Source organism: Bradyrhizobium sp. SPXBL-02 (assembly GCF_051853065.1).
Classification (GTDB): Bacteria; Pseudomonadota; Alphaproteobacteria; order Rhizobiales; family Xanthobacteraceae; genus Bradyrhizobium.
In genome coordinates, this window is sequence record NZ_CP182474.1 from 4245258 (window position 1) to 4263487 (window position 18230).

Genomic DNA, 18230 nt, shown 5'->3' on the forward strand with positions numbered 1-18230 from the left:
GGAACCGGTGATCCCGGCAGGCAGCCGCTTTTATGGGGCGGATGCCCGGTGGGCAACCCTTTTGAGGCGGTCGGAAACCGTCCCTGAAAGCGGCACGATGGTGCCGTCGGCGCGGATGGCAAAGCCGAGTTTTCGAGCCGCGAACCAGTAGCGGACGGCCAGGGCGCCGACCGTTCCGACCAGAGCGCCGGCCACGACGTCGCTCGGGTGATGCGCCAGCAGCACGAGGCGCGTCAGCAGGATCACGATTGCGTAAGTGAACATGAAGACGCGCAGGCGCGGCCACAATGCGGACACGGCAAACGCCAGGGCGAACGCAGCCACGGCATGGCCCGACGGCAGGCTGGCATAAGCTCCCGTCCCCTCGAACGGAACGAAGTTGAACGGATTGGCCGTGCCCCCGACGAAGGGGCGTCCGCGGCCGATGAGATATTTCAGGATCTCGGCGACGAAGGCAGACACGGCAACCGACAGAAACATGAATTGCAGCCGTGTGCCGAAGCCCAGCAGCAGCGCGCGGCGGCTCCCGCGCAGCCCGGCCGCGACGAGCGCCAGCACCACCAGCGCAGCCCCAAGCACCGAGAGGATATACTCGTCCTTGCCGAAATCGGTCAGGATCCGGATCGGCCACAGGCTCGGCGTGCCGCGCGGCGGCATCAGCAGGATCTCGGTCTGATCGAACGCGACCATCAGCACGATGACCAGGGCTGCACCCGCCATGGCAAGCCATAGTGAATGCCGCGCCAGCTTCCGGGCGGCCTCGGCGCGGCACGAATGCGAGGGCGACCGCACGAGCTGCGCCAGCGCGCGCCAGGACACGGCGAGCAATTGCGCGGGGTAACCGGCATGCGGCGCAATATCGGTCGGCGCCTGCATCCTATTCGGTACCTTCCGAGCGGAAGATCGAGATCGAGATGGCTCGTCCTTGCGAGAAATTATAACCGTCGATGCGCGCGCCGACCTTGTAGCGCAGCCCGATCGCCTCGGCGCGCTGCACGAAGCTGCGCTCCGAGCGCTGCTCGATCAGCGCGAAGCGGCAGCTGCCCTGCCGCAGGAAGTCCGCCGCGCCGGAGCCGTCGGTGAGCAAGGTCCGGGTGCCCGCCAGGAAGACGAGGCTCGGCTCGTGATAACCGGCCGCAGCCGCCTTTGGTCCGACGCAGGTGACGTTGCGAAGCGCGCGCGCGATCTCGATGCTGGGAAATAGCGGCGTCAGCGACGGCAGGACGATGCCGTAAATTGTCACGGCGAGCATCAGGGCTGCGACCAGCGCGTTTAGCAGTGAGCGCTCGGCGCGGTTGGTATCGAACAGCCACCAGGCGAACAGGCCGAAGATCAGCGCGGCCGCAATGAACGGCCAGGCCACGAAGGCGGGCTGCCGCGTCAGCATCACCGCCCCGACCACCGCAATGATCGAGGCGGCGGCGGGGATCGCGAACCACCAGGCCGAGCCGCGCATGAGCCAGGAGCGCGACAGCACGCGCCGCTCCACCGCGCCGGCGGTGAGGATCGCGATCGCGGGATACAGCGGCAGCACGTAATGCGGCAGCTTGGTCAGCACGGCCTCGAACACGATCCAGGACGGGATCAGCCAGGCCAGCAGGAACTGCGCGCCGGGCTCGCGCCGGGCCCGCCAGACCGCAGGCGCCGCCATCGCCGCCAGCGGCGCGCCCGGCCAGAACGTGATCCAGAACAGCGCCAGGTACAGTCCGGGCGGCGCGCCGTGGGATTCCTGGGCCCCGATCTTGCTCAGCATGTCACCGCCGACGGAATCGGCGAAGAAGGTTTCGCCCGCCCGCCAGAAGATCGCGACGAACCACGGCAGCACCAGCACCAGCATCCACATCAGGCCCCAGACCGGCCGCAGCTTCCACAGCCAGGAGGCGTCGCGGTCCTGGATCGCGAGCGCGACGATGGTCAGGCCTGCAAACATCAGGATCAGCGGGCCCTTGATCAGGATGCCCACTGCGAGCGCGGTCCAGAAAATCGCGGGCCAGCTCCACGGCGGATGCGTCTCGTCCTCGGCGCGCTGCCAGGACAAATAGGCCCGCGCCATCGCGCCCATCGCGGAGACGACGCAAAGCAGCAGCATCGCATCGGTCTTCGCCAGGCGCGCTTCGACACCGAGCAGCACGGAGGCGCACATCATCAGCGCCGCCAGCACCGCGGCGCGCCGCGTGACGAAGCCGAGCGCGGCCCAATAGGTCATGAGCACGGCGCCGATCGCGCCCATCAGCGACGGCAGCCGATAGACCCAGATGCGCAATTCGGCCTTCGGCAGCTTGAGCATCGCGGCGGCTTCGACGGTCGCCGATTGCAACCAGTAGATGCCGACCGGCTTCTTGTAGCGGACGTCCTCCTGAAAGCGGATATCGACATAGTCGCCGCTCTCGACCATCTGCTTGGTGGCCTGGGCAAACCGTGCCTCATCGCGATCGATCGGCGGAATGGTGAAGAAGCCCGGCAGGAACAGCAGCAGCGCGCACAGCACCAGGAAGCCGACCGCGCGCGCGTGGCTGGCGGTGACGATGTCGAGCATGCGCACGAGCCCGCTGCCCGGATTTGCGGGCGATTTCGACTCGCGGGGGGCTCCAAAACGGGGGCTTGGGTAGGTCTCGGCCATTTGGTTCCGCTTACGCTGAAACCGCCATGGCCACAACCGCTTAAGGCAGGGTCATTGAATTCGAATGACGACTGTGTCCGCGGCGCCCGTGGCGTCGATCACGGTGAGCCGTGCAAAGCCCGGGCCGGGCGGATCGATCAGCCGTTGCCGGCGGCCGTCGATCTCGCCGAGCGCGGTGCCGTTAACCATGACCGTCATGGGCAGCACGCCGCCGGCGACCTTGACCGGCATGGCTGCGCTCTCCCGGCCACCTGATCGATCGACGTCGATCCGCGAGCCGTTCAGGGGAAACTGGATGTGCAGCGCCTGCTCGCCCCCGCTTCGCACCAGTTCCCCGACCGGCCGGAACCGCTTCAAGGGCAGCGGCAGCTTCGCGTTGCTTGCGACCAGGGTTCCCTTGGGGGGCTTCGGCAAGGGGGTCAGCGTCTTGCCGCTGCGAGCGAAGGCGTCGAACAGGATGGGCGCAGCCGCGACGCGTCCGATCAGGCCGGGAACCGGCGCCCCATCCGGACGGCCGACCCAGACGCCGATGGTCATGCGGCCGTCGAAGCCGACCGACCAGGCATCGCGATAGCCATAGGAGGTGCCGGTCTTGAAGGCGATGCGGTTGTGGGCGGCGTTCTCCGGCGGGGGCGTGCCGAGCAGGACGTTGCCGACCTGCCAGGCTGCGACCTGATCCAGCAGCCGGAGCGGCTCGCGATCGTCCTTGGCCGTCACGATCTCGCGGAGCGGCTTGGTGGTTCCGAGCCGGGCGAAGCCGGCATAGAGCTGGGCGAGGTCCTGGAGCGTCACGCCGACGCCGCCGAGGCCCATGGCAAGGCCGGGCGCTTCGTCCTTGGGCAGGATGAGGTTGCCGCCGGCCTGCCGCAGCCGCGAGGCGAGCCGGCTCGAGCCGACGCGGTCGAGCAGCACGATGGCCGGCACGTTCAACGACAATTGCAGCGCCTTCCTCACCGGCACCGTGCCCTGGAAGGTCATGTCGAAATTTTCCGGCGCATAGGAGCCGAAGCGGACCGGCCGGTCGTCGATCAGGCTGTCGGGATGGACGAAGCCGTCCTCGAAGGCGAGTCCGTAGATGAAAGGCTTCAGTGTCGAGCCGGGCGAGCGGACTGCGCGGGTCATGTCGACCTGCCCTGCCCGGCTCTCGTCGAAATAATCGGCCGAGCCGACGCGCGCGAGCACGTCGCCGCTCTCATTGTCGATCACGATGATGCCAACCGAGATGTTCGGACCCAGCGCGATGGCGCGGTCGCGCGCCAGCGGCTCCAGCATCTTCTGCAGGTTCGCATCGAGCGTCAGCTTGATGATCGGCGTGTCCTTGACCGTCGACATCGCAGAGTCGGAGGCATGCGGCGCCAGGATCGGCATCGGCTTGCGCAGGTTCGGCACCGCCACAGCCTTGGCCTGCGCCGCGTCGTCGGCACTAACCACGTGCTCCTCGACCATGCGGTCGAGCACGCGGTCGCGCGCCTTGCGCGCCGCCTCCGGATAGCGGTCCAGCCGGCGCGTCTCCGGCGACTGCGGCAGCGCGACCAGCAGCGCGGCCTCCGCCAGCGACAGCCGCTTCGGCTCCTTGCCGAGATAGGCGATCGACGCCGCGCGGATGCCTTCGAGGTTGCCGCCGTAAGGCGCGAGCGCCAGATAGAGATCGAGGATCTCTTCCTTGCTCATGCTGCGCTCGATCTCGATCGCACGCACGATCTGCCGCAGCTTTGCATAGAGCGAACGCTGCCGCCGCGGCTCGATCAGGCGAGCGAGCTGCATCGTGATGGTCGAGCCGCCCGAAACGATGTGGCCGCGCGTTCCCAGCTGCAAGGCGGCGCGCCCCAGCGCCAGCGGATCGATGCCGTCATGGGCGTAGAAGCGCTGGTCCTCATAGGCGAACAGCAGTTTCAGGTAAGTCGGATCGACGTTGGTCCTGGCATCGACCGGCAACCGCCAGCGCCCATCCGCCATGGCATAGGCGCGCAGCAGCTTGCCGTTGCGATCGACGATGGTGGTGGAGACCTGGCGGGCTTCGTCGAGCGGGAGCGGGCCGAGGGAGTAGACCCAGGCGACGAAGCCGATGATGGTGAGGATGAAGGAGAGCGCGGCTGTCGAGAGAAAGCGGAAGGCAAACCGCCCTCTCCACCCGTCATGGCCGGGCTTGTCCCGGCCATCCACGTTCTGAGCCGCGGCGCCAAAGTCCGTGGATGCCCGGGCCAAGCCCGGGCATGACGACGGTGTTTGTGGCCCCTTCGGAGCGTCAGTCATTCCAAGCACTCACTTCGCCGCCCGCACCTCGACGGTCCCCGTGCTGGTCCGGCCATAGCGCGAGGGATTGTACATGTCCTCGACATAGGCCTGCGGCAATACGTATTTGCCGGGCGAGACCGCGCGGACCACATAGGCGACGGTGAAGACCGACTTGGAGTCCGAGACCCGGTCGACGGCCGCGGTGAAGCGGTCGTCGCGGAACTCGGTGTCTTCAGGCTCCTCGCCGTCCTCGATCCAGTCCAGCGTCCCGCTGTCGCCCGACGAGACCAGCTTCGGATTGTCGATCTCCAGGCCCGCCGGCAGATAGTCGGACACCATGATGTGGCCGTACTCGGGTTTGGCCTCGGTGATCTTCAGCACCACCGCAAAGCGCTGGTTCTGCTTGACCTTGCTGATGTCCGCGGGCTTGCCGTCGAGCGTGTGGTAGCTGCGCTCGATCTTGAAGCCGTTGGACGCCGCCGGCTCCGGTGTCACCGGCGAGCCCGATACCGAGACGACCGCCTGCACCGGCGCATCGCCGGTGTTGGTGATCTTCAGCGGCTTGCCGCCCAGCGTGTCGGCCTTGTAGCTGCGATACAGGGCGGTCTTGACCGGTTGGCCGTCGACCTCGATCGAGAGGTTCTCCTTGGCGAGCGCTCGCGCCGCCAGCACCAGCCACGCATTCTCCTGCGTCGAGGTGTAGGGCGTCAGACCGCGGGCAGTCTCGACCCGGGACACGGCCTGCGTCAGCGTCGCCCTCGGCGCGTTGCCTTCGCTGGCGAGCGACACCAATGCTGCGGCATCGCGAAGCTGCGAGCCATAATCGGTGCGGCCGAATTCCAGCGCGGGTTTGGGCGCGAGGCTGTCCAGCGCCGCGCCATAGACCCGCTCGGCACGGTTGCGGTCGCCGACGAGAGCGAGCGCCGCCGCGAGCTGCGACTTCGCGATCGGGGTCGCGAGGTTGTTCAGCTTGGTGTCGGCGAGATAGCGGAGATCGCCGATCGGAGCTGCGCCGTTACGGGCGAGCACGTAGAGGCCGTAGGCGAGATCGCGCCCACCGTCCTTCTCCGGCTCGTTGCCATTGACGACGGAGTTGCGGATGCGGTCGAGCGCGTTCTTGAACAGGACATCAGGCACCGCAAAGCCCTTCTCGCGGGCGCGGGTAAGGAAGTCCGTCACATAGGCATCGAGCCAGGCATCGTCGCCGCCCGCCGACCACAGGCCGAACGAGCCGTTCGAGCCCTGGCGCGCCAACAGCCGCTCGATGGCGTCGCGGATGCGCTGGTCGACCTCGGTATCCATGGCGAGGTGCGCACCCGCCGCGAGCTCGTTGACATAGAGCAGCGGCATGGCCCGGCTCGTGATCTGCTCCGAGCAGCCATAGGGATAGCGGTCGAGCGCTTTCAGGATCGTTGCCGCATCGAGCGCGGTCGACAGGCTGGCCGAGACCGAGACACTGCCGGTGCCCGGCACGAGGTCGGAGAACATGTCCGAGGTCAGCGTCAGGCTTTCGCCCTTCGCCAGCGTCCGGATCGAGCGCCGCGCCAGCACCTGCGTCGCCGCCTTGACGTCGAACGCATAGTGCCGCGCGAGCGAAAGGCCGCTCGGCCCCTTGATGTCGACATCGAGCGTCGCCTGCCCCGCCGCGGTCGCATCGAGCGCGAGCGAGAACGAATTGCGCTGCTTGGCGGCGAGCTTCACCGTGGTTGCGGGATTGCCTGATATCTTCACCGGACCGCCCGCCTTCACATTGATGACGTAGTCGCCGGCCTGGCCCTCGACATTGTCGATCTCCAGGTTGACCGTGCCGTGGTCGCCGTTGAGCAGGAAGCGCGGCAGCGTCGTGGTCAGCACGACGGGATCGCGGATCACGACGTCGGTGTTGGCGCGGCCGAGCTTGGTCGCGGTCCACGCCACCGCCATCACGCGCGCGGTGCCGGCGAACTCCGGAATGTCGAAGCTCACGTCCGCGGTGCCGTCGGCAGCGACCGTGACGATGCCGGAATAGAGCGCGAGCGGCTTCTGCGTGGGCGGCGAGCCCTGGAGCTCACCCGCACCGGCATCGCCGCCGGACTTGATCTGGCCGCGCGTGCCGGACATCCCATCGATCAGCTGCCCGTAGAGATCGCGGATCTCGGCGCTGAGGCGGCGCTGGCCGAGATAGTAATCGTCCGGCGCCGGCGGCTTGTAATTGGTGAGGTTGAGGATGCCGACATCGACGGCGGCGATGACGACCTTGGCGTCCTCGCCCGGATTGAGGCCGTCGAGCTTGACCGGGATCTTCAGCGTGGAGTTCGGCCGGATCAGCGAGGGCGGCGACAGCTTCACCTGCAAGGTGCGGGTCTGCTTGTCGATGCCGAACCATTTCAGCCCGATCGCCCGGCCCGGCATGCGCTGGGCAGCCGCATCGAGCGGACGGCGCAGCGTCGCCACCACATAAGCACCGGTGCCCCAGTCCTTGCCGATCGGGAGCTTCACCTGCGCGGTGCCTTCCTTGACGTCGATGGTCTGCGTCGTCAGCAGGCGGTCGCCGAGCACGTTGACGGTGAGCTTGCCGGCGCTGCGGACGTTGACCGAGACCGTCATGGTGTCGCCGGAGGCATATTGCGGCTTGTCGACCGAGGTCTCCAGCAGGTCCGGCGTGTCGGCGCTGCCGTCGGAGTACCAGCCGACGTCGAACTGCACCGACGTCACCGGGCCGTCAGCGTCGTTCGACTTGACGTCGAGCCGGTAGCGGCCGGGCTGCGGCGTGAGCGAGATCCGCGCCGGCTTGTCGGCCGCGATCGTGACGTCGCCGTCGGCGACGCGCGAGGTCGACTTGACCGGCTCGTACTCCCAATAGTTGTTCTGGCGGTACCACTGGTAGCGCGATTCCATCTTCAGGAGCTCGTAGCGCAGGCCGTCGCGGCGCAGCTTCTCGCCTTCCGGCGAGACGAACACGACGTCGAACTCGGCCTTGTCGCCCTCGGCGACGTTCTTGTCGCCGAACAGCGGCTTGATGCCGATCTGCGCCGTCGCGGGCGCGACGGGCAGCACGATCTTGCGCTCGACGGCGCGGCCGCCGGTCTCGACCATGCGGACGAATATCTGCGCCTCCTGCGGACGCGTCGAGGCCGGCTGCTTGTCCAGCGTCACCGGGAAGGTGGCAACACCATTGGCGTCGGCCTCGGGCAGGCTCTCCAGCGGCGTGCGCTCGTTCGAGGTGGTTTCCTCGTCGTCGACGCCGAACTTGTAGCCGGCAAAGCCGGGCCGCTCGGCCGCAGGCGCGATCAGCATGTCGCCTTCGAGCTGAAGGCCTGAGGCCGGTGCGCCATAGAGGAAATGACCATCGGCCTTAAGCTCCACTGGAGCGTTGGCTTTGATCAGCTTGTCCTTGGCGGACAAGTCGAATTCGATCCGATCGGGCACGTAATCCTCGACCATGAAGGTGGTTTCGCCGACCGAAGCCCCCTTCGGATCGGTGAAGGCGCGCACCCGCCACGTTCCGGTGGGAACAGCCGAGTTGAGCGGCACGGACAGCGTGCGGCCGCCGGCGCCCTGATCCGCCAGCACGGCGCGACGATATTCGACGCCGTCGGGGCGCTCGACCACCAGCATCATCGGACCGCCGGTCACAGCATTGCCCTGCCCGTCGCGGAGCAGCGCGGTGAGGAAGACGGTCTCGCTGGAGCGGTACACGCCACGCTCGGCATAGACGAAGGCATCGGCGCCGGCGGGCGCCGCGCGGCCCGAGACGCCGCGGTCGGACAGGTCGAAGGCCGACGTCTTCAGGCTCAGGAAGGCATAGTCGGCCTTCTCGCCGGTGACCGTGAGCATCGCCGGCGACAATCCGCCCTCGCCGCGCGCAAGGCCCGCCTCGAACAGCACGTGACCGGTCTCGTCGGTCTTGCGCGTCGCCAGGATCTCGTTGTTGCGGGCGACCAGGCGCACCTCGGCCTTGCCGACCGGATCGGTCGACGCCAGCGAATTGACGAAGACATGGATGCCGTCATTGCCGGAGTAAGCGGAGATGCCGAGGTCGGAGACGATGAACCATTGCGTGGCGAGTTGGTAGTCGTCGTCCGAGCCTGGGCCCTTGGCCGCTGCCGTCATGACGTAGACACCGGGCTGCAGTTCGCCGAGCGCCTGATCGACCGGGAATGCCGTGGTGACGTCCTGATTTAGCGTCATCGCGGTCGCAAGCTCACCCGACCAGACCTTGACGCCGCGCTCGTCGCCGAGATCTGAGAGCTGATACTTGGACAGCGTCTTCTGGAAATCGCTGTCGACCACCGTGTTGATCAGGTTGCGGTCGCCGATCCTGTAAACGTTGATGTTGACCGCGGGCGTGTTGACGCTGACGACGGGAATGCCGCGCTGGCCGGTCCGCGGCAGCACATAGGCCCGGCTGGTGAAGCGCACGAAGGGCTTGCGGTCGCGCACATAGATGTTGAACTCGGCCGATTTCGGCAGCCCCTCCTTCACCGTGGACGGCAGGCCGGCGCGTAGATTGATGTTGTAGCGCTCGCCGTGCTTGAGCCCGTCGACGCAGAGCTGCTTGGCTTCGGCCGACAGCGCTGGCTTGTCCTGGCCCGCCAGCGCAAGGAAGGGCGCGAAATCGGTGCGCTTGGCCAATTCCTCGGAGAATTGGAAGCAGGCGCGCGGGCTCGCCGAATCCGAGTCGACGGTGTAGTCGAGCAGGCGGAAGCCGTGCTCGTCGCGCATCCTCTCATATTGGCCGCGAACGTCGGCGACCTCGCGCATGTCGAGCGACAGCCGCAGCGCATCCAGCGCCGGCCGCCACAGCTTGCGTTCAGCCAGCGCCTTGCCGAGCACGGCGAGCGCGTCGGCCTCCTCGCCCGGATTGCCGGCGCGCTGATAGGCGATATAGGCCGCGGTCGAGGCGCGCTCCAGCAGGAAGGTCTGCTCGCTCGAGCTCTTCGGCGAGATCTGGAAGATGACCTTGGCGAGCCGCAGCCAGTTGCCGGCATCCTCGGGCGTGGTTGCGGCGATCTGGCCGAGCACCGAAAGTCCGGTGCGATTATCATTGCGCCGGAAGGCGGCGTCGGCGTCCGTCTTCAGCGTCGCGTTGGTCTTGGCGACCGGCCCCGCCTCGCTCTTGATCTGGGCCTCGAGCTTGATTGCGGAATCGGCGAGGTCGTCGCGCTTGAACGCCTTGTCGGCGGCCTGTGCAGCGACAAGGCCGAGCGCCAGCGCGGCGCAGATTGTGACGGCGCGAACAAGACCGATCATGGAGGACTCCCGGAAAGCGCGGACGAACGCCGCGGCGGCAAATGAAATGCGCGGAAAGGTGACCGACTCAAGGCGATGGAACCGTAAGGTGCAAATCGTCGCATTCGCCATGACAAGGCAAGCCCAGGGAGACCAGCCGAGATACCGCCGCGCACGCCGTCCTGATGGCGCAGCAACACCTAGCCAGTCGACCGGCGGCCGTGTCCCGGAAGCTGTTCAGCGTTCCCGGCGATGTGATCCATCGTCCAATCCGCTGCCGCTCAACCCGGCACCCTGACACCCCACCGTTCCGCTTTGTCGCAGCACGGAGGAAAACGGTTCGGTTCAGGCTTGGCGAAACACCCAATTTTTCATATTGGCATGCTACATGAACGGCCAGCCGCCCAATCCGGGCGGCCCCAACCGGCCGGCTCAAGACGGTCCCGTAGCTCAACTGGATAGAGTAGCGGATTTCTACTCCGCGGGTTGCAGGTTCGAGTCCTGCCGGGATCGCCATTCACGACAAGCAAAATACTCAAGCAAAACCAGCCCTTGCCCGCTTCCGCCGCCGAGCCGTTGCGCGTTCTCATTGCAGAACAAGTGCGGACAAAAGGGGCCAATTGGGGCCATGTGGGGCACCAAATCCCCGGAGAAATCCCCGGAGCGATTTCGCACAGCGAAAGCCGTTGGACGGAACATTCATTTCCGCCGCGCAGTTGATGTCCGTCGTTTCGGAGTAAGCGTATGCGTTTCTCGCCCTCGATCGTGCCGGCCGATCGGCTCGACCGCGACATTTACCTGGTGCTCGAGGATTTCGGCGCGCGTGCCGGCTGCGCCTGGCGCGAGACCGACGAGGCCGACACGGATCTCGAGACCGTGCTGCAGGACATCATCTCCGGCCAATACGCCTATCCCCTTCGGATCGTTTGCTTCAATCCGGTCGAGGGCTGGTCGCGCGATGCCACCGGCGACGTCGCCGACGCCCTGGCCGAGCGCGCCGCCAACACCGACGCCGAGATCACGCCCGCGCTGCAGGATTTCATCAACGCCAACGCGACGCGGCGCTTTGCCCTGCAGCTCGCCCTGCCCTTCGCGGCGTTGTCCAAGGCGAATGCGGTTATCCCCTCGCGGATGAGGTAGAAGCCTCCAACTGAGGCGGCCTTACTTGCGGATCGACGGCCAGAACTTCGGGACGGGCTCGCTAAGCAGCTCTTTGGCCTTGGCGATTAGTTCGGACGACCGCTGAATCATTTCGTGTTCACTCTCGATCTTGGCGCGTATCCGCTCCAACTTGATTTCGATCTGTTCGGCAAGCCATTCCAAGTCGCCAGTAGCCATGAAGCGCCTCCGGTCAAGCCGGGAACTTAACTCAGGTTAAGAGTTCTAGTTCCGTCTAGTCGCCCCAGGCGAGTTCTCCGCACGGGATTTCAGACCCGGTGGGCCGCGTATTCATTTAATCTTTTTACGCGCGCCTATTTTTTAGGCTGCGCATGGCCTCAGCATCCGAGCCAGCCCCGGAGCCTGCTTGAGGCCGTTTTGCTTTGCGTCAAAAACCAGCTGGCATTCACATATGCGAATGAATCCACCAAGCTGATGCTCTCCTGTGCTGTCGCTGGAGCAAACCGGGAGCCACTTCGTTGATTAACGACATTCCGCCGCAGAGCCGATTTTTTGTGCGAATGGGGGGCAAGGGTTGGATGATTTACGATCGAGAGCGCAAGGGCCCCGCATTGATGGGGGATTACATGGCGACCAATTTGACGAAGGAGCGAGCTGAACAGATGCTACGTTCGCTTGCGGCCTCGAATGTAAATAAAAGACGGCCGACAGCGTAAACCGGCGGGTTCTCGTCTTTACCGCCTCAGCCTTCGGCGGTGCGTCATCAGCCTCTGCCGGTCGCGCTTTGCGTTTAGCTTTCCACACCCACGAGGCGCAGTAGCTCTCGCGCGTTCCGATGCCCAAGGGATTGATAATTTGACTCTCGCCCGCATCCCGCTTCGATGGCGAGATGCCACGCTCTGTACGCCATACGCCGACACACGCCGACGGCCGGCCGATGAAGATCACCTTCGGCGAGATGCGCGCGATGGGCTTGCGCGGCATCCTGGTCTACTGCCACTGCGGCCACCACGTCGCTTTGAGGGCTGATCGCTGGCCTGATGAGATGCGCCTATCCGATATCGAACCGCGCTTCATCTGCGCCGGCTGTGGCAACCGGGAGCCGATGTGAGGCCCGATTTCGAAAGCGGCAGGCCACCGCAATTTGCGGGCCGCAAACGAGAAATCTGCGGTTGCTCAGAAGGACAAGAGAGCTATTGCTAGGAGCACCGTGTTGACGGCGCCAATTGCAATGATGGCGGCCGCCACGATCCGATCATTTCTCATTGTACTCCCCCGCTACTGGAGGGGGATATCTAAGCAGAGCTATCTAAACGGGAAAAGGTTGCAGCACTGACCGAGCGACAACTGACGCCTTACTGCCGTTCCGATGCTGGTGCAAAAATGTACAGGAGCGAAAAGAAAGCCTCAGCTCCGGGGCTGACACCGAGCTGAGGCCTTCTGTGTCAGCGTCACGTTGTCGAGACGTGAGGCTGCTACTCAAGTCACCTGGCACAGCCCTGGTTCGAGCAAATTAAGACCCTGGGTATCTTCACTTAGGACACTGAATCTGAACTGCGGACTTACCAGTGAGGCCCTTTGTCACACTTCGTGATCGAACAATTAACATGTTTAATTATTAAATATATATATCTATCGTTTAATGCGGTTTAATGTCCAAGGGGTGTGCATGACCAATCGAGAAGAGGACGACCGTCGGGAATTTCTGAAGACCTGCGGCAAGTTCGCCGTCGTGACGCCTCCCACGATCACAGCATTGCTGTCCACCTCCCTCACCAGCAACGCTATCGCGCACTCCGGCGGAGGGCTGGTGCAGCACGGCCCCCGTGGGAACAACGGGTATGGCAATGGCGGCGGCGACGGCAGCCCCAACGGCAAACCTGACAAGGACCGCTGACCGAAAGACCGGCGCGGTCGGAACCATTCACCGCTTGCCAGGTTTTCCCAGTGCCCTTCCCCAAAAGGGCACCCCCAAGTGACGTGGCCCCAGCTCCACCGCCCTGTGAGCTGGGGCCATTTGTACGGCAGCCGAGGATTTAGGACTCCGATTCCGAGAGCCCCACTTGTGGGTGTTCCGCTTATAAATACACGCTCTCAGAACAAAGCGCGACCCATTATATCGCAAATTGTTCTGGCTGAAGAACGCCCGCTGACATGTAGCTTACGACAGGACGGCCTCAGCTGGGCGGCTGAGGCCGTTGGGGTCTGCTCCGGCTTCAGGGGGGCTTTTGGGGACGCCGGAGCAGAAAACCAATTCGCCGAATTGCCACTTGTTCCTGACTCGTAAAGCCATCTGAAAGCCCTATCTTCAGGCCCATGCGTATGGCGTACGAGCTCTGCTTGGCTACCGCTGCCAAGCTAGTCCCCTCAGGGCCCGACTGGATTCACGAAGTAAAGCATGACGGCTATCGGATGCTGGTTATCCGGGAGAACGAACGCGTGCGGCTCTTCTCCCGAAACGGCACGGATTGGACGAAGCGCTATCCCTGGATCGCTGAGGCGGCGTTGAAGAACCGTCAAAAACAATTCGTCATTGATGGAGAGGCCGTGGTTCTCGGCGACGACGGCGTCTCAGACTTCAACGCCCTGCACTCGCGCCGGCACGACGAGGAGGTGCAGCTCTACGCATTCGACGTGCTCGCGCTCGGTGGCGAGGATCTCCGGCCGCTGCCGCTCTCGATGCGCAAGACCAACCTCGCGCGCCTACTCCGTGGCCGGCCGGACGGGATGTTCGTGGCGCCGTTCGAGGCCGGAGAGATGGGGCCCGATCTGTTTCGCGCCGCCTGTCGCATGGGCCTCGAGGGCCTGGTCTCGAAACGACGCGACCGGCGTTATGCTGCCGGTCGATCGAAGGATTGGATCAAGGTGAAGAACCGAACGCATCCGGCGATCTCGCGGGTGCTGGATGCCATGGGCAGCCCTTAGGCTTGATATCCAAGGTCGGCGCGTGAGAGCAAAGCGGAAGTCTATGCCCCCGACCACTTCGGCTCCTTATGATTCTGCGGACTTCTGGCCCCGAACAACTCCCGCATTGCGGTAGGCAACGGCGATGGCCCCAATTGGCCGCTGCATATGGGCCGGCCAGGTCGATTAGGCCGGCGGCCGAACATCCATTCAGAACATTCCGATGAAGGCGAAAAGGCCAATCTCGACCACGAAGGTCACGGCCATTATTGTCACAGTAAGAAACACATCGCCCACCGGCAGAGGGGTCATGGCGCGCCTCGCACGTTGCGAAGCCCCGAAGCCCACTATTCCAACTCCCCGATCGCAGGAGTGTTTCAGTTCCAAGGGGACTTGGACCGAGATCGCCTAGCGGATTTCGAGTTGGCTGATTGCTTGCGCTGATATCTTCGCAGGGTCTTTGATCCCGGTTTGAGCGATTTTGATGATTGTCTTCGCCACCAATTCCGTGAGCGGATCGTCGCGATCCTGAACGCAAAGGGTGCGCAACGTTTGCTCGTAAGCCTTTGTAATACAGGCAATCTCCTTCGGTGCCATACCGTCGGTTTGCAAATGCAGGTAGATGGCCATGTCTCGCCCTCCAGCACGCCTATTAGGCGCACAGTACCATGGAACCGGAGTTTTAGCGGAAAGTGGTATGGAAAGGACCGATTCTGCAGGAACGGTTCAAGGTACGCCTCGTTGCCCGACATCAATGACACATTGTCCCTCCTCCGTTGACTCACCCGGCCAGCACTGCTGACCGGGTTTTTCTTGCATGGAGGGGACACCGATTTTGTGGCCCTGACTGTGTGGAAAATTCAGCCCTCTCTGGGGAAAAAAGACGTTTAGCTCCGCGGCGTGTCCCGGCGGGTACAGATGCTTGCCTCCGCGGGTTCTAGGCTGCTGTTCAGTGTGAGATCGATTCAATACTGAGCGGAGACGATCTCAGCGCTATCGAGAAATTGCGCAAGCGACATTGCGGACGTCACAGATCCTCTTGCGAACCGAGCCCTGCTGCACGGGTTCGGCCGGAGGAAGAGCAGATGGTCGGATACCAGGATGAAATCTAATTTCAAAGCTGCTTTGGCTACGCCGTTTCGCCCGTGCGAACTCTGCCTGGAGCCAATGAAGTTTTTGGGAGAGCATGGCGGGTCCCGGCTGTTTAGGTGCGATGAGTGCGCCCTCGTAAGCACCCAACATGCAGAGGCTCTGCTCTCTCGGCAGACGGCATTTGCTACGAAGAGACCATCCATGTGGCGCTGACTGGAACCACGCTCGGTTCATATGATCACGGAAGCCATCAGCTTAGGTCACTCTTCGGCAGCACAGTGACCGGCCACTTGCATGAGGGCCCCGGCTTCAATGTCAATGAGAGAAGAATGTCTTGTGCTTCACGAAAGCGGAACTTAGGTGAAGCTGCTCGCCCCGGCGAAGATCTCCTCGCTAATAGGAACATCTCCGTTCGAGATGCTTTCCGGAAATGGACGAGCCGGACCTGGCGAAGCTGGAGGCGCGGCCATGAAGCGCCACGCCATGAGCAAGTATTTCGGTAGTGGCGCTGGCCACGTATTGCGCCAACACAACAATGCCGTGCTGCTGTTCAGCTGGCGGGGCAAGCCCGATGGATCGGCCCGCTATGTCGAGCACCTCAACTGCTACGTCCGCAATGGCTTGGAATATCCCAGCCTTGCCGCCCTGCTGCGCGCCGTCGAGGCTGAACACGCTTACAAAAAGACCTGATATGCAGCTGCCCCGCAGAACGTCCCACGCAGGCCCAGCAGCGCCCAGACTCGTCCCAAACCATCAATAGACCGGTCGCAATCAGTTTCATTACCGCAACGACACCTTGATGTTGAGCCAGTTGGACAGCACCCAGCCGGCGCCGAGCGTCACCGCGACCGCCAGCCAGTAGCCGGCGCGCGAAGTCCAGCGCACGGCGGTCACCGCGCCCTCCGCCTGCAGCTTGGCGGCCTCGACCGCTTCAACTATCGGCTTCATTAACGCGATGTCGGAGATCGCAGCCCTAACCTGCCCCTCAAGGGTTTGCATATCACTGCGCAGGGCATCGATCTTCTGGTGCAGGTCGCGACGACCAAACGACGCCTTCTGGTCCTGGTCGCGCCATTGGCTGGCGAAGCCGCTGACTTGCGACTCGAGCGCGCCGATCGAGCGCGCCATCTCGCGTAATGCCGCCTGGATGTCATCACTCATCGGCGCGGATCCGCCGACGCCGCGCCGGCCCGCTCCCGGCACACTCGGATCTGATCGCGTAGATGCTTGTAATCGCCGACGAACAACCGGAGCGCCGAATCTTTCGGCAACGCCTGCAACTCGCGGAGCGCCCTGTCCTGCGTCGCCGCGTCGTATTCGTTGATGCGTGGGCAGATGAACTTGACGACGACCTCAGAACTGCCGGGATCGCAGGCTGTCAGCAACATTATCATCGGAACGGCGGCGCACCTGGTCCATCGCATCGATTATCTCCACGGTTTCGGCATTGACCTCTGCCGCGACCTCGGCGCGGCCCTCTTGCTTGAGCGCCTGGTCGGCCTGGTGGTCGTTCCAGAGATCGAGCAGGAATTTTGCAAGAGCGCCGAGCAAAAGCCCGACGCCCTCCTTCGCGAGCCACGCGGCGACTGCAGCGCCCATCGTTAGGCCGCCCGCGCCGGCACACCGCTGGGGGTGGCCGGGTTGGCGACGTCGAGCGCAATCGCCTGCGCCTGCGCCACCGCCGGCTGCTGCGGTAAGAGGTCGAGGATGCGCTTCTGAATCACCTCGGGCGTCAGGCCGAAGAACTTCAGCGCGTCCGGGATGGCGTGCAGCGCCGTGTTGGCGGCGACCGCGAGCGCATCGTTGCCAACCTCGATCTTGAGGCCCTGCACCTTCACCGCGCCCTTGGCGACCAGGCTCGAGGCCTGCCGGTTGAGGAACGCCGTCAGCGCATCGCGATGCTTGGCCTCGATCTCGACATTGAACTTGGTCTTGACCGTCCACGCGACCCAGCCGACCAGGGCCGTGATGCCGGCGGAAATCGCACCGTTGATGGCATCGACCAGGCCGCCCGTGAAGGCCTGGCCCACGTCGATCGCGGCAGCCTGCGCCGGCACGATCGACAATGCGGAGAACAACAGAACGGACGCGACTGATGCCGCGCTGAAACAACGCCTCATGATTCCACCTCTGTGTGTTGGGATTGCGCAGGAAGGAAGCGCCGCCCACGCGCGGCGATCAGGTCAAGAGCGGAACATCCGCTGCATGAATTTGCCCAAGGCCTCGAGACCCGGCCCGAATATCAGCGCGAGCACGACCACTCCGATGATCGCCCAGATGATGAACTCGCCCATGGTTCAAGCCTCGCTGCTGACCGGCTTGCCGGCCGCGTTGACGATCGGCAGCGGGGTGATCCCGACTGTCGCCGGCAGCGGCGCGCCCTTCGGCCAGAAGAAGCCGAGAAAGACATCTGGACGGTACGGCGAGACATTGACCTCGTCGTTCTGGTTGCCGCCGCAGCACGCCAGCGCGCCGCCCCGGGTGCGGCCGGCAACGAAGGTGACGTGGCCGCCGCCGTTGCGCACCTTCACTGCGATGGCGCCGAGCGCGGGACCTGAAAGGCGCACGACAGGCTCGGCCTTGGTGTCGGCGTAGGACAGCGCCCACAGCGGCCGGCTCGAGGGTTTCTCGCCGGCCCTGGACAGGCAGAATGACACCCAGCCCGCGCACCACGGCGTCGCGTCGTGCTGGTAGTCCCGAGCGACGGACTGAATGTCGGCGACGAGCTCTGGATTATCGGCGTTTCTCTCGCCCTCCTTCAACCCGAGATGCGCGAGCGAGACCGCAAGCCATAGCGGGGTCGCTGGCGGCGCCGACACAACCGGCCGATCGAGCAGCTCCGCGGTCGCGGCATCGACGACACCGGTGACCGGGAGCCCGGCGCGTCGCTGATATTCCTCGACCGTAGCGTCGGTTTGCTGGCCGAAATAGCCCGTGCCAGTGAGGGGATACCCGCGCGCCTTCAGCGCGAGCTGGATCTGCTTCACCGCGTCGCCGCTCGCGCCCATGCGCAAGGGTGCCGCGGCCACAAGAGCTGCGATCGTCATAG

Annotated in this window: 16 protein-coding genes and 1 tRNA gene; 6 read left to right on the forward strand and 11 right to left on the reverse strand. The window is 64.5% G+C overall.

Translation table 11 applies throughout. From position 1 onward, the window contains the following. Nucleotides 1-30: 30 nt before the first annotated feature. The 4 genes from ACNJYD_RS19705 to ACNJYD_RS19720 all read right to left on the reverse strand — a co-directional run bounded on the left by ACNJYD_RS19705 (nt 31) and on the right by ACNJYD_RS19720 (nt 10087). Complete coding sequence (locus ACNJYD_RS19705; protein ID WP_212257029.1) at nt 31-876, reverse strand: phosphatase PAP2 family protein; 846 nt, start codon at nt 874-876, stop codon at nt 31-33. Nucleotide 877: 1 nt separating this feature from the next. After that, nucleotides 878-2620 (reverse strand): ArnT family glycosyltransferase, encoded by a 1743-nt coding sequence (locus ACNJYD_RS19710; RefSeq protein ID WP_172789110.1) that lies wholly within the window; start codon nt 2618-2620, stop codon nt 878-880. A 51-nt stretch (nt 2621-2671) separates the two neighbouring features. After that, complete coding sequence (pbpC, locus tag ACNJYD_RS19715; protein ID WP_439363059.1) at nt 2672-4783, reverse strand: penicillin-binding protein 1C; 2112 nt, start codon at nt 4781-4783, stop codon at nt 2672-2674. A 99-nt stretch (nt 4784-4882) separates the two neighbouring features. Then, nucleotides 4883-10087 carry an alpha-2-macroglobulin family protein gene (locus ACNJYD_RS19720; RefSeq protein ID WP_439363060.1) on the reverse strand — a complete coding sequence of 1735 codons (5205 nt, stop codon included), beginning with the start codon at nt 10085-10087 and terminating at the stop codon, nt 4883-4885. A 418-nt stretch (nt 10088-10505) separates the two neighbouring features. Here ACNJYD_RS19720 and ACNJYD_RS19725 point away from each other — a divergent pair. Together ACNJYD_RS19725 and ACNJYD_RS19730 are read left to right on the forward strand one after the other, a co-directional pair. Next, nucleotides 10506-10582: transfer RNA gene (locus ACNJYD_RS19725), tRNA-Arg, on the forward strand. Nucleotides 10583-10810: 228 nt separating this feature from the next. Beyond that, nucleotides 10811-11206 carry a hypothetical protein gene (locus ACNJYD_RS19730; protein WP_439363061.1) on the forward strand — a complete coding sequence of 132 codons (396 nt, stop codon included), beginning with the start codon at nt 10811-10813 and terminating at the stop codon, nt 11204-11206. Nucleotides 11207-11227: 21 nt separating this feature from the next. Here the strand turns inward: ACNJYD_RS19730 and ACNJYD_RS19735 are convergent, their stop codons facing one another. After that, a complete protein-coding gene (locus ACNJYD_RS19735; protein WP_439363062.1) occupies nt 11228-11404 on the reverse strand; it encodes a hypothetical protein in 177 nt (58 codons plus the stop codon). A 718-nt stretch (nt 11405-12122) separates the two neighbouring features. On the opposite strand from ACNJYD_RS19735, the gene ACNJYD_RS19740 reads away from it, so the two are divergent. From ACNJYD_RS19740 to ACNJYD_RS19750, 3 genes are all read left to right on the forward strand, one after another. Further along, a complete protein-coding gene (locus ACNJYD_RS19740) occupies nt 12123-12296 on the forward strand; it encodes a hypothetical protein (RefSeq protein ID WP_439363063.1) in 174 nt (57 codons plus the stop codon). Nucleotides 12297-12854: 558 nt separating this feature from the next. Further along, nucleotides 12855-13082, forward strand: a complete 228-nt coding sequence (locus ACNJYD_RS19745) for a hypothetical protein (RefSeq protein ID WP_439363064.1) — start codon at nt 12855-12857, stop codon at nt 13080-13082. Between the two features lie 419 nt (nt 13083-13501). Next, on the forward strand, nt 13502-14110 hold the full coding sequence (locus tag ACNJYD_RS19750) for an ATP-dependent DNA ligase (RefSeq protein ID WP_439363065.1): 609 nt from the start codon (nt 13502-13504) through the stop codon (nt 14108-14110). Between the two features lie 387 nt (nt 14111-14497). On the opposite strand, the gene ACNJYD_RS19755 is transcribed toward ACNJYD_RS19750, so the two are convergent. Further along, a complete protein-coding gene (locus tag ACNJYD_RS19755) occupies nt 14498-14719 on the reverse strand; it encodes a hypothetical protein (RefSeq protein WP_212258754.1) in 222 nt (73 codons plus the stop codon). Nucleotides 14720-15649: 930 nt separating this feature from the next. Here ACNJYD_RS19755 and ACNJYD_RS19760 point away from each other — a divergent pair. Further along, a complete protein-coding gene (locus tag ACNJYD_RS19760; protein ID WP_212258751.1) occupies nt 15650-15871 on the forward strand; it encodes a hypothetical protein in 222 nt (73 codons plus the stop codon). Nucleotides 15872-15961: 90 nt separating this feature from the next. Here ACNJYD_RS19760 and ACNJYD_RS19765 read toward each other — a convergent pair whose 3' ends face one another. From ACNJYD_RS19765 to ACNJYD_RS19785, 5 genes are all read right to left on the reverse strand, one after another. Continuing rightward, a complete protein-coding gene (locus ACNJYD_RS19765) occupies nt 15962-16342 on the reverse strand; it encodes a DUF1515 family protein (protein ID WP_439363066.1) in 381 nt (126 codons plus the stop codon). After that, the gene (locus ACNJYD_RS19770; RefSeq protein ID WP_439363067.1) at nt 16339-16569 is read right to left on the reverse strand and encodes a hypothetical protein; all 231 of its coding nucleotides are present in this window, start codon (nt 16567-16569) and stop codon (nt 16339-16341) included. Before ACNJYD_RS19770 ends, ACNJYD_RS19765 begins: the two co-directional genes overlap by 4 nt. Next, on the reverse strand, nt 16535-16780 hold the full coding sequence (locus ACNJYD_RS19775; RefSeq protein WP_439363068.1) for a hypothetical protein: 246 nt from the start codon (nt 16778-16780) through the stop codon (nt 16535-16537). The genes ACNJYD_RS19770 and ACNJYD_RS19775 overlap by 35 nt, the downstream gene beginning before the upstream one ends. Before the next feature lie 2 nt (nt 16781-16782). Further along, nucleotides 16783-17301, reverse strand: a complete 519-nt coding sequence (locus tag ACNJYD_RS19780; RefSeq protein ID WP_439363069.1) for a hypothetical protein — start codon at nt 17299-17301, stop codon at nt 16783-16785. Nucleotides 17302-17478: 177 nt separating this feature from the next. Further along, nucleotides 17479-18228, reverse strand: coding sequence for an NlpC/P60 family protein (locus ACNJYD_RS19785; protein ID WP_439363070.1), 750 nt, complete (start codon nt 18226-18228; stop codon nt 17479-17481). Nucleotides 18229-18230: the final 2 nt, after the last annotated feature.

What these genes read in the sequence shown, in the direction of transcription:
- ACNJYD_RS19745 (WP_439363064.1), top strand. Translation starts at nt 12,855, where the DNA reads ATGACCAATCGAGAAGAGGACGACCGTCGGGAATTTCTGAAGACCTGC.
- ACNJYD_RS19710 (WP_172789110.1), bottom strand. Translation starts at nt 2,620, where the DNA reads ATGGCCGAGACCTACCCAAGCCCCCGTTTTGGAGCCCCCCGCGAGTCG.
- ACNJYD_RS19785 (WP_439363070.1), bottom strand. Translation starts at nt 18,228, where the DNA reads ATGACGATCGCAGCTCTTGTGGCCGCGGCACCCTTGCGCATGGGCGCG.
- ACNJYD_RS19705 (WP_212257029.1), bottom strand. Translation starts at nt 876, where the DNA reads ATGCAGGCGCCGACCGATATTGCGCCGCATGCCGGTTACCCCGCGCAA.
- ACNJYD_RS19770 (WP_439363067.1), bottom strand. Translation starts at nt 16,569, where the DNA reads ATGTTGCTGACAGCCTGCGATCCCGGCAGTTCTGAGGTCGTCGTCAAG.
- ACNJYD_RS19775 (WP_439363068.1), bottom strand. Translation starts at nt 16,780, where the DNA reads ATGGGCGCTGCAGTCGCCGCGTGGCTCGCGAAGGAGGGCGTCGGGCTT.
- ACNJYD_RS19720 (WP_439363060.1), bottom strand. Translation starts at nt 10,087, where the DNA reads ATGATCGGTCTTGTTCGCGCCGTCACAATCTGCGCCGCGCTGGCGCTC.
- ACNJYD_RS19760 (WP_212258751.1), top strand. Translation starts at nt 15,650, where the DNA reads ATGAAGCGCCACGCCATGAGCAAGTATTTCGGTAGTGGCGCTGGCCAC.
- ACNJYD_RS19730 (WP_439363061.1), top strand. Translation starts at nt 10,811, where the DNA reads ATGCGTTTCTCGCCCTCGATCGTGCCGGCCGATCGGCTCGACCGCGAC.
- ACNJYD_RS19740 (WP_439363063.1), top strand. Translation starts at nt 12,123, where the DNA reads ATGAAGATCACCTTCGGCGAGATGCGCGCGATGGGCTTGCGCGGCATC.
- ACNJYD_RS19735 (WP_439363062.1), bottom strand. Translation starts at nt 11,404, where the DNA reads ATGGCTACTGGCGACTTGGAATGGCTTGCCGAACAGATCGAAATCAAG.
- ACNJYD_RS19780 (WP_439363069.1), bottom strand. Translation starts at nt 17,301, where the DNA reads ATGAGGCGTTGTTTCAGCGCGGCATCAGTCGCGTCCGTTCTGTTGTTC.
- ACNJYD_RS19765 (WP_439363066.1), bottom strand. Translation starts at nt 16,342, where the DNA reads ATGAGTGATGACATCCAGGCGGCATTACGCGAGATGGCGCGCTCGATC.
- ACNJYD_RS19755 (WP_212258754.1), bottom strand. Translation starts at nt 14,719, where the DNA reads ATGGCCATCTACCTGCATTTGCAAACCGACGGTATGGCACCGAAGGAG.
- ACNJYD_RS19750 (WP_439363065.1), top strand. Translation starts at nt 13,502, where the DNA reads ATGCGTATGGCGTACGAGCTCTGCTTGGCTACCGCTGCCAAGCTAGTC.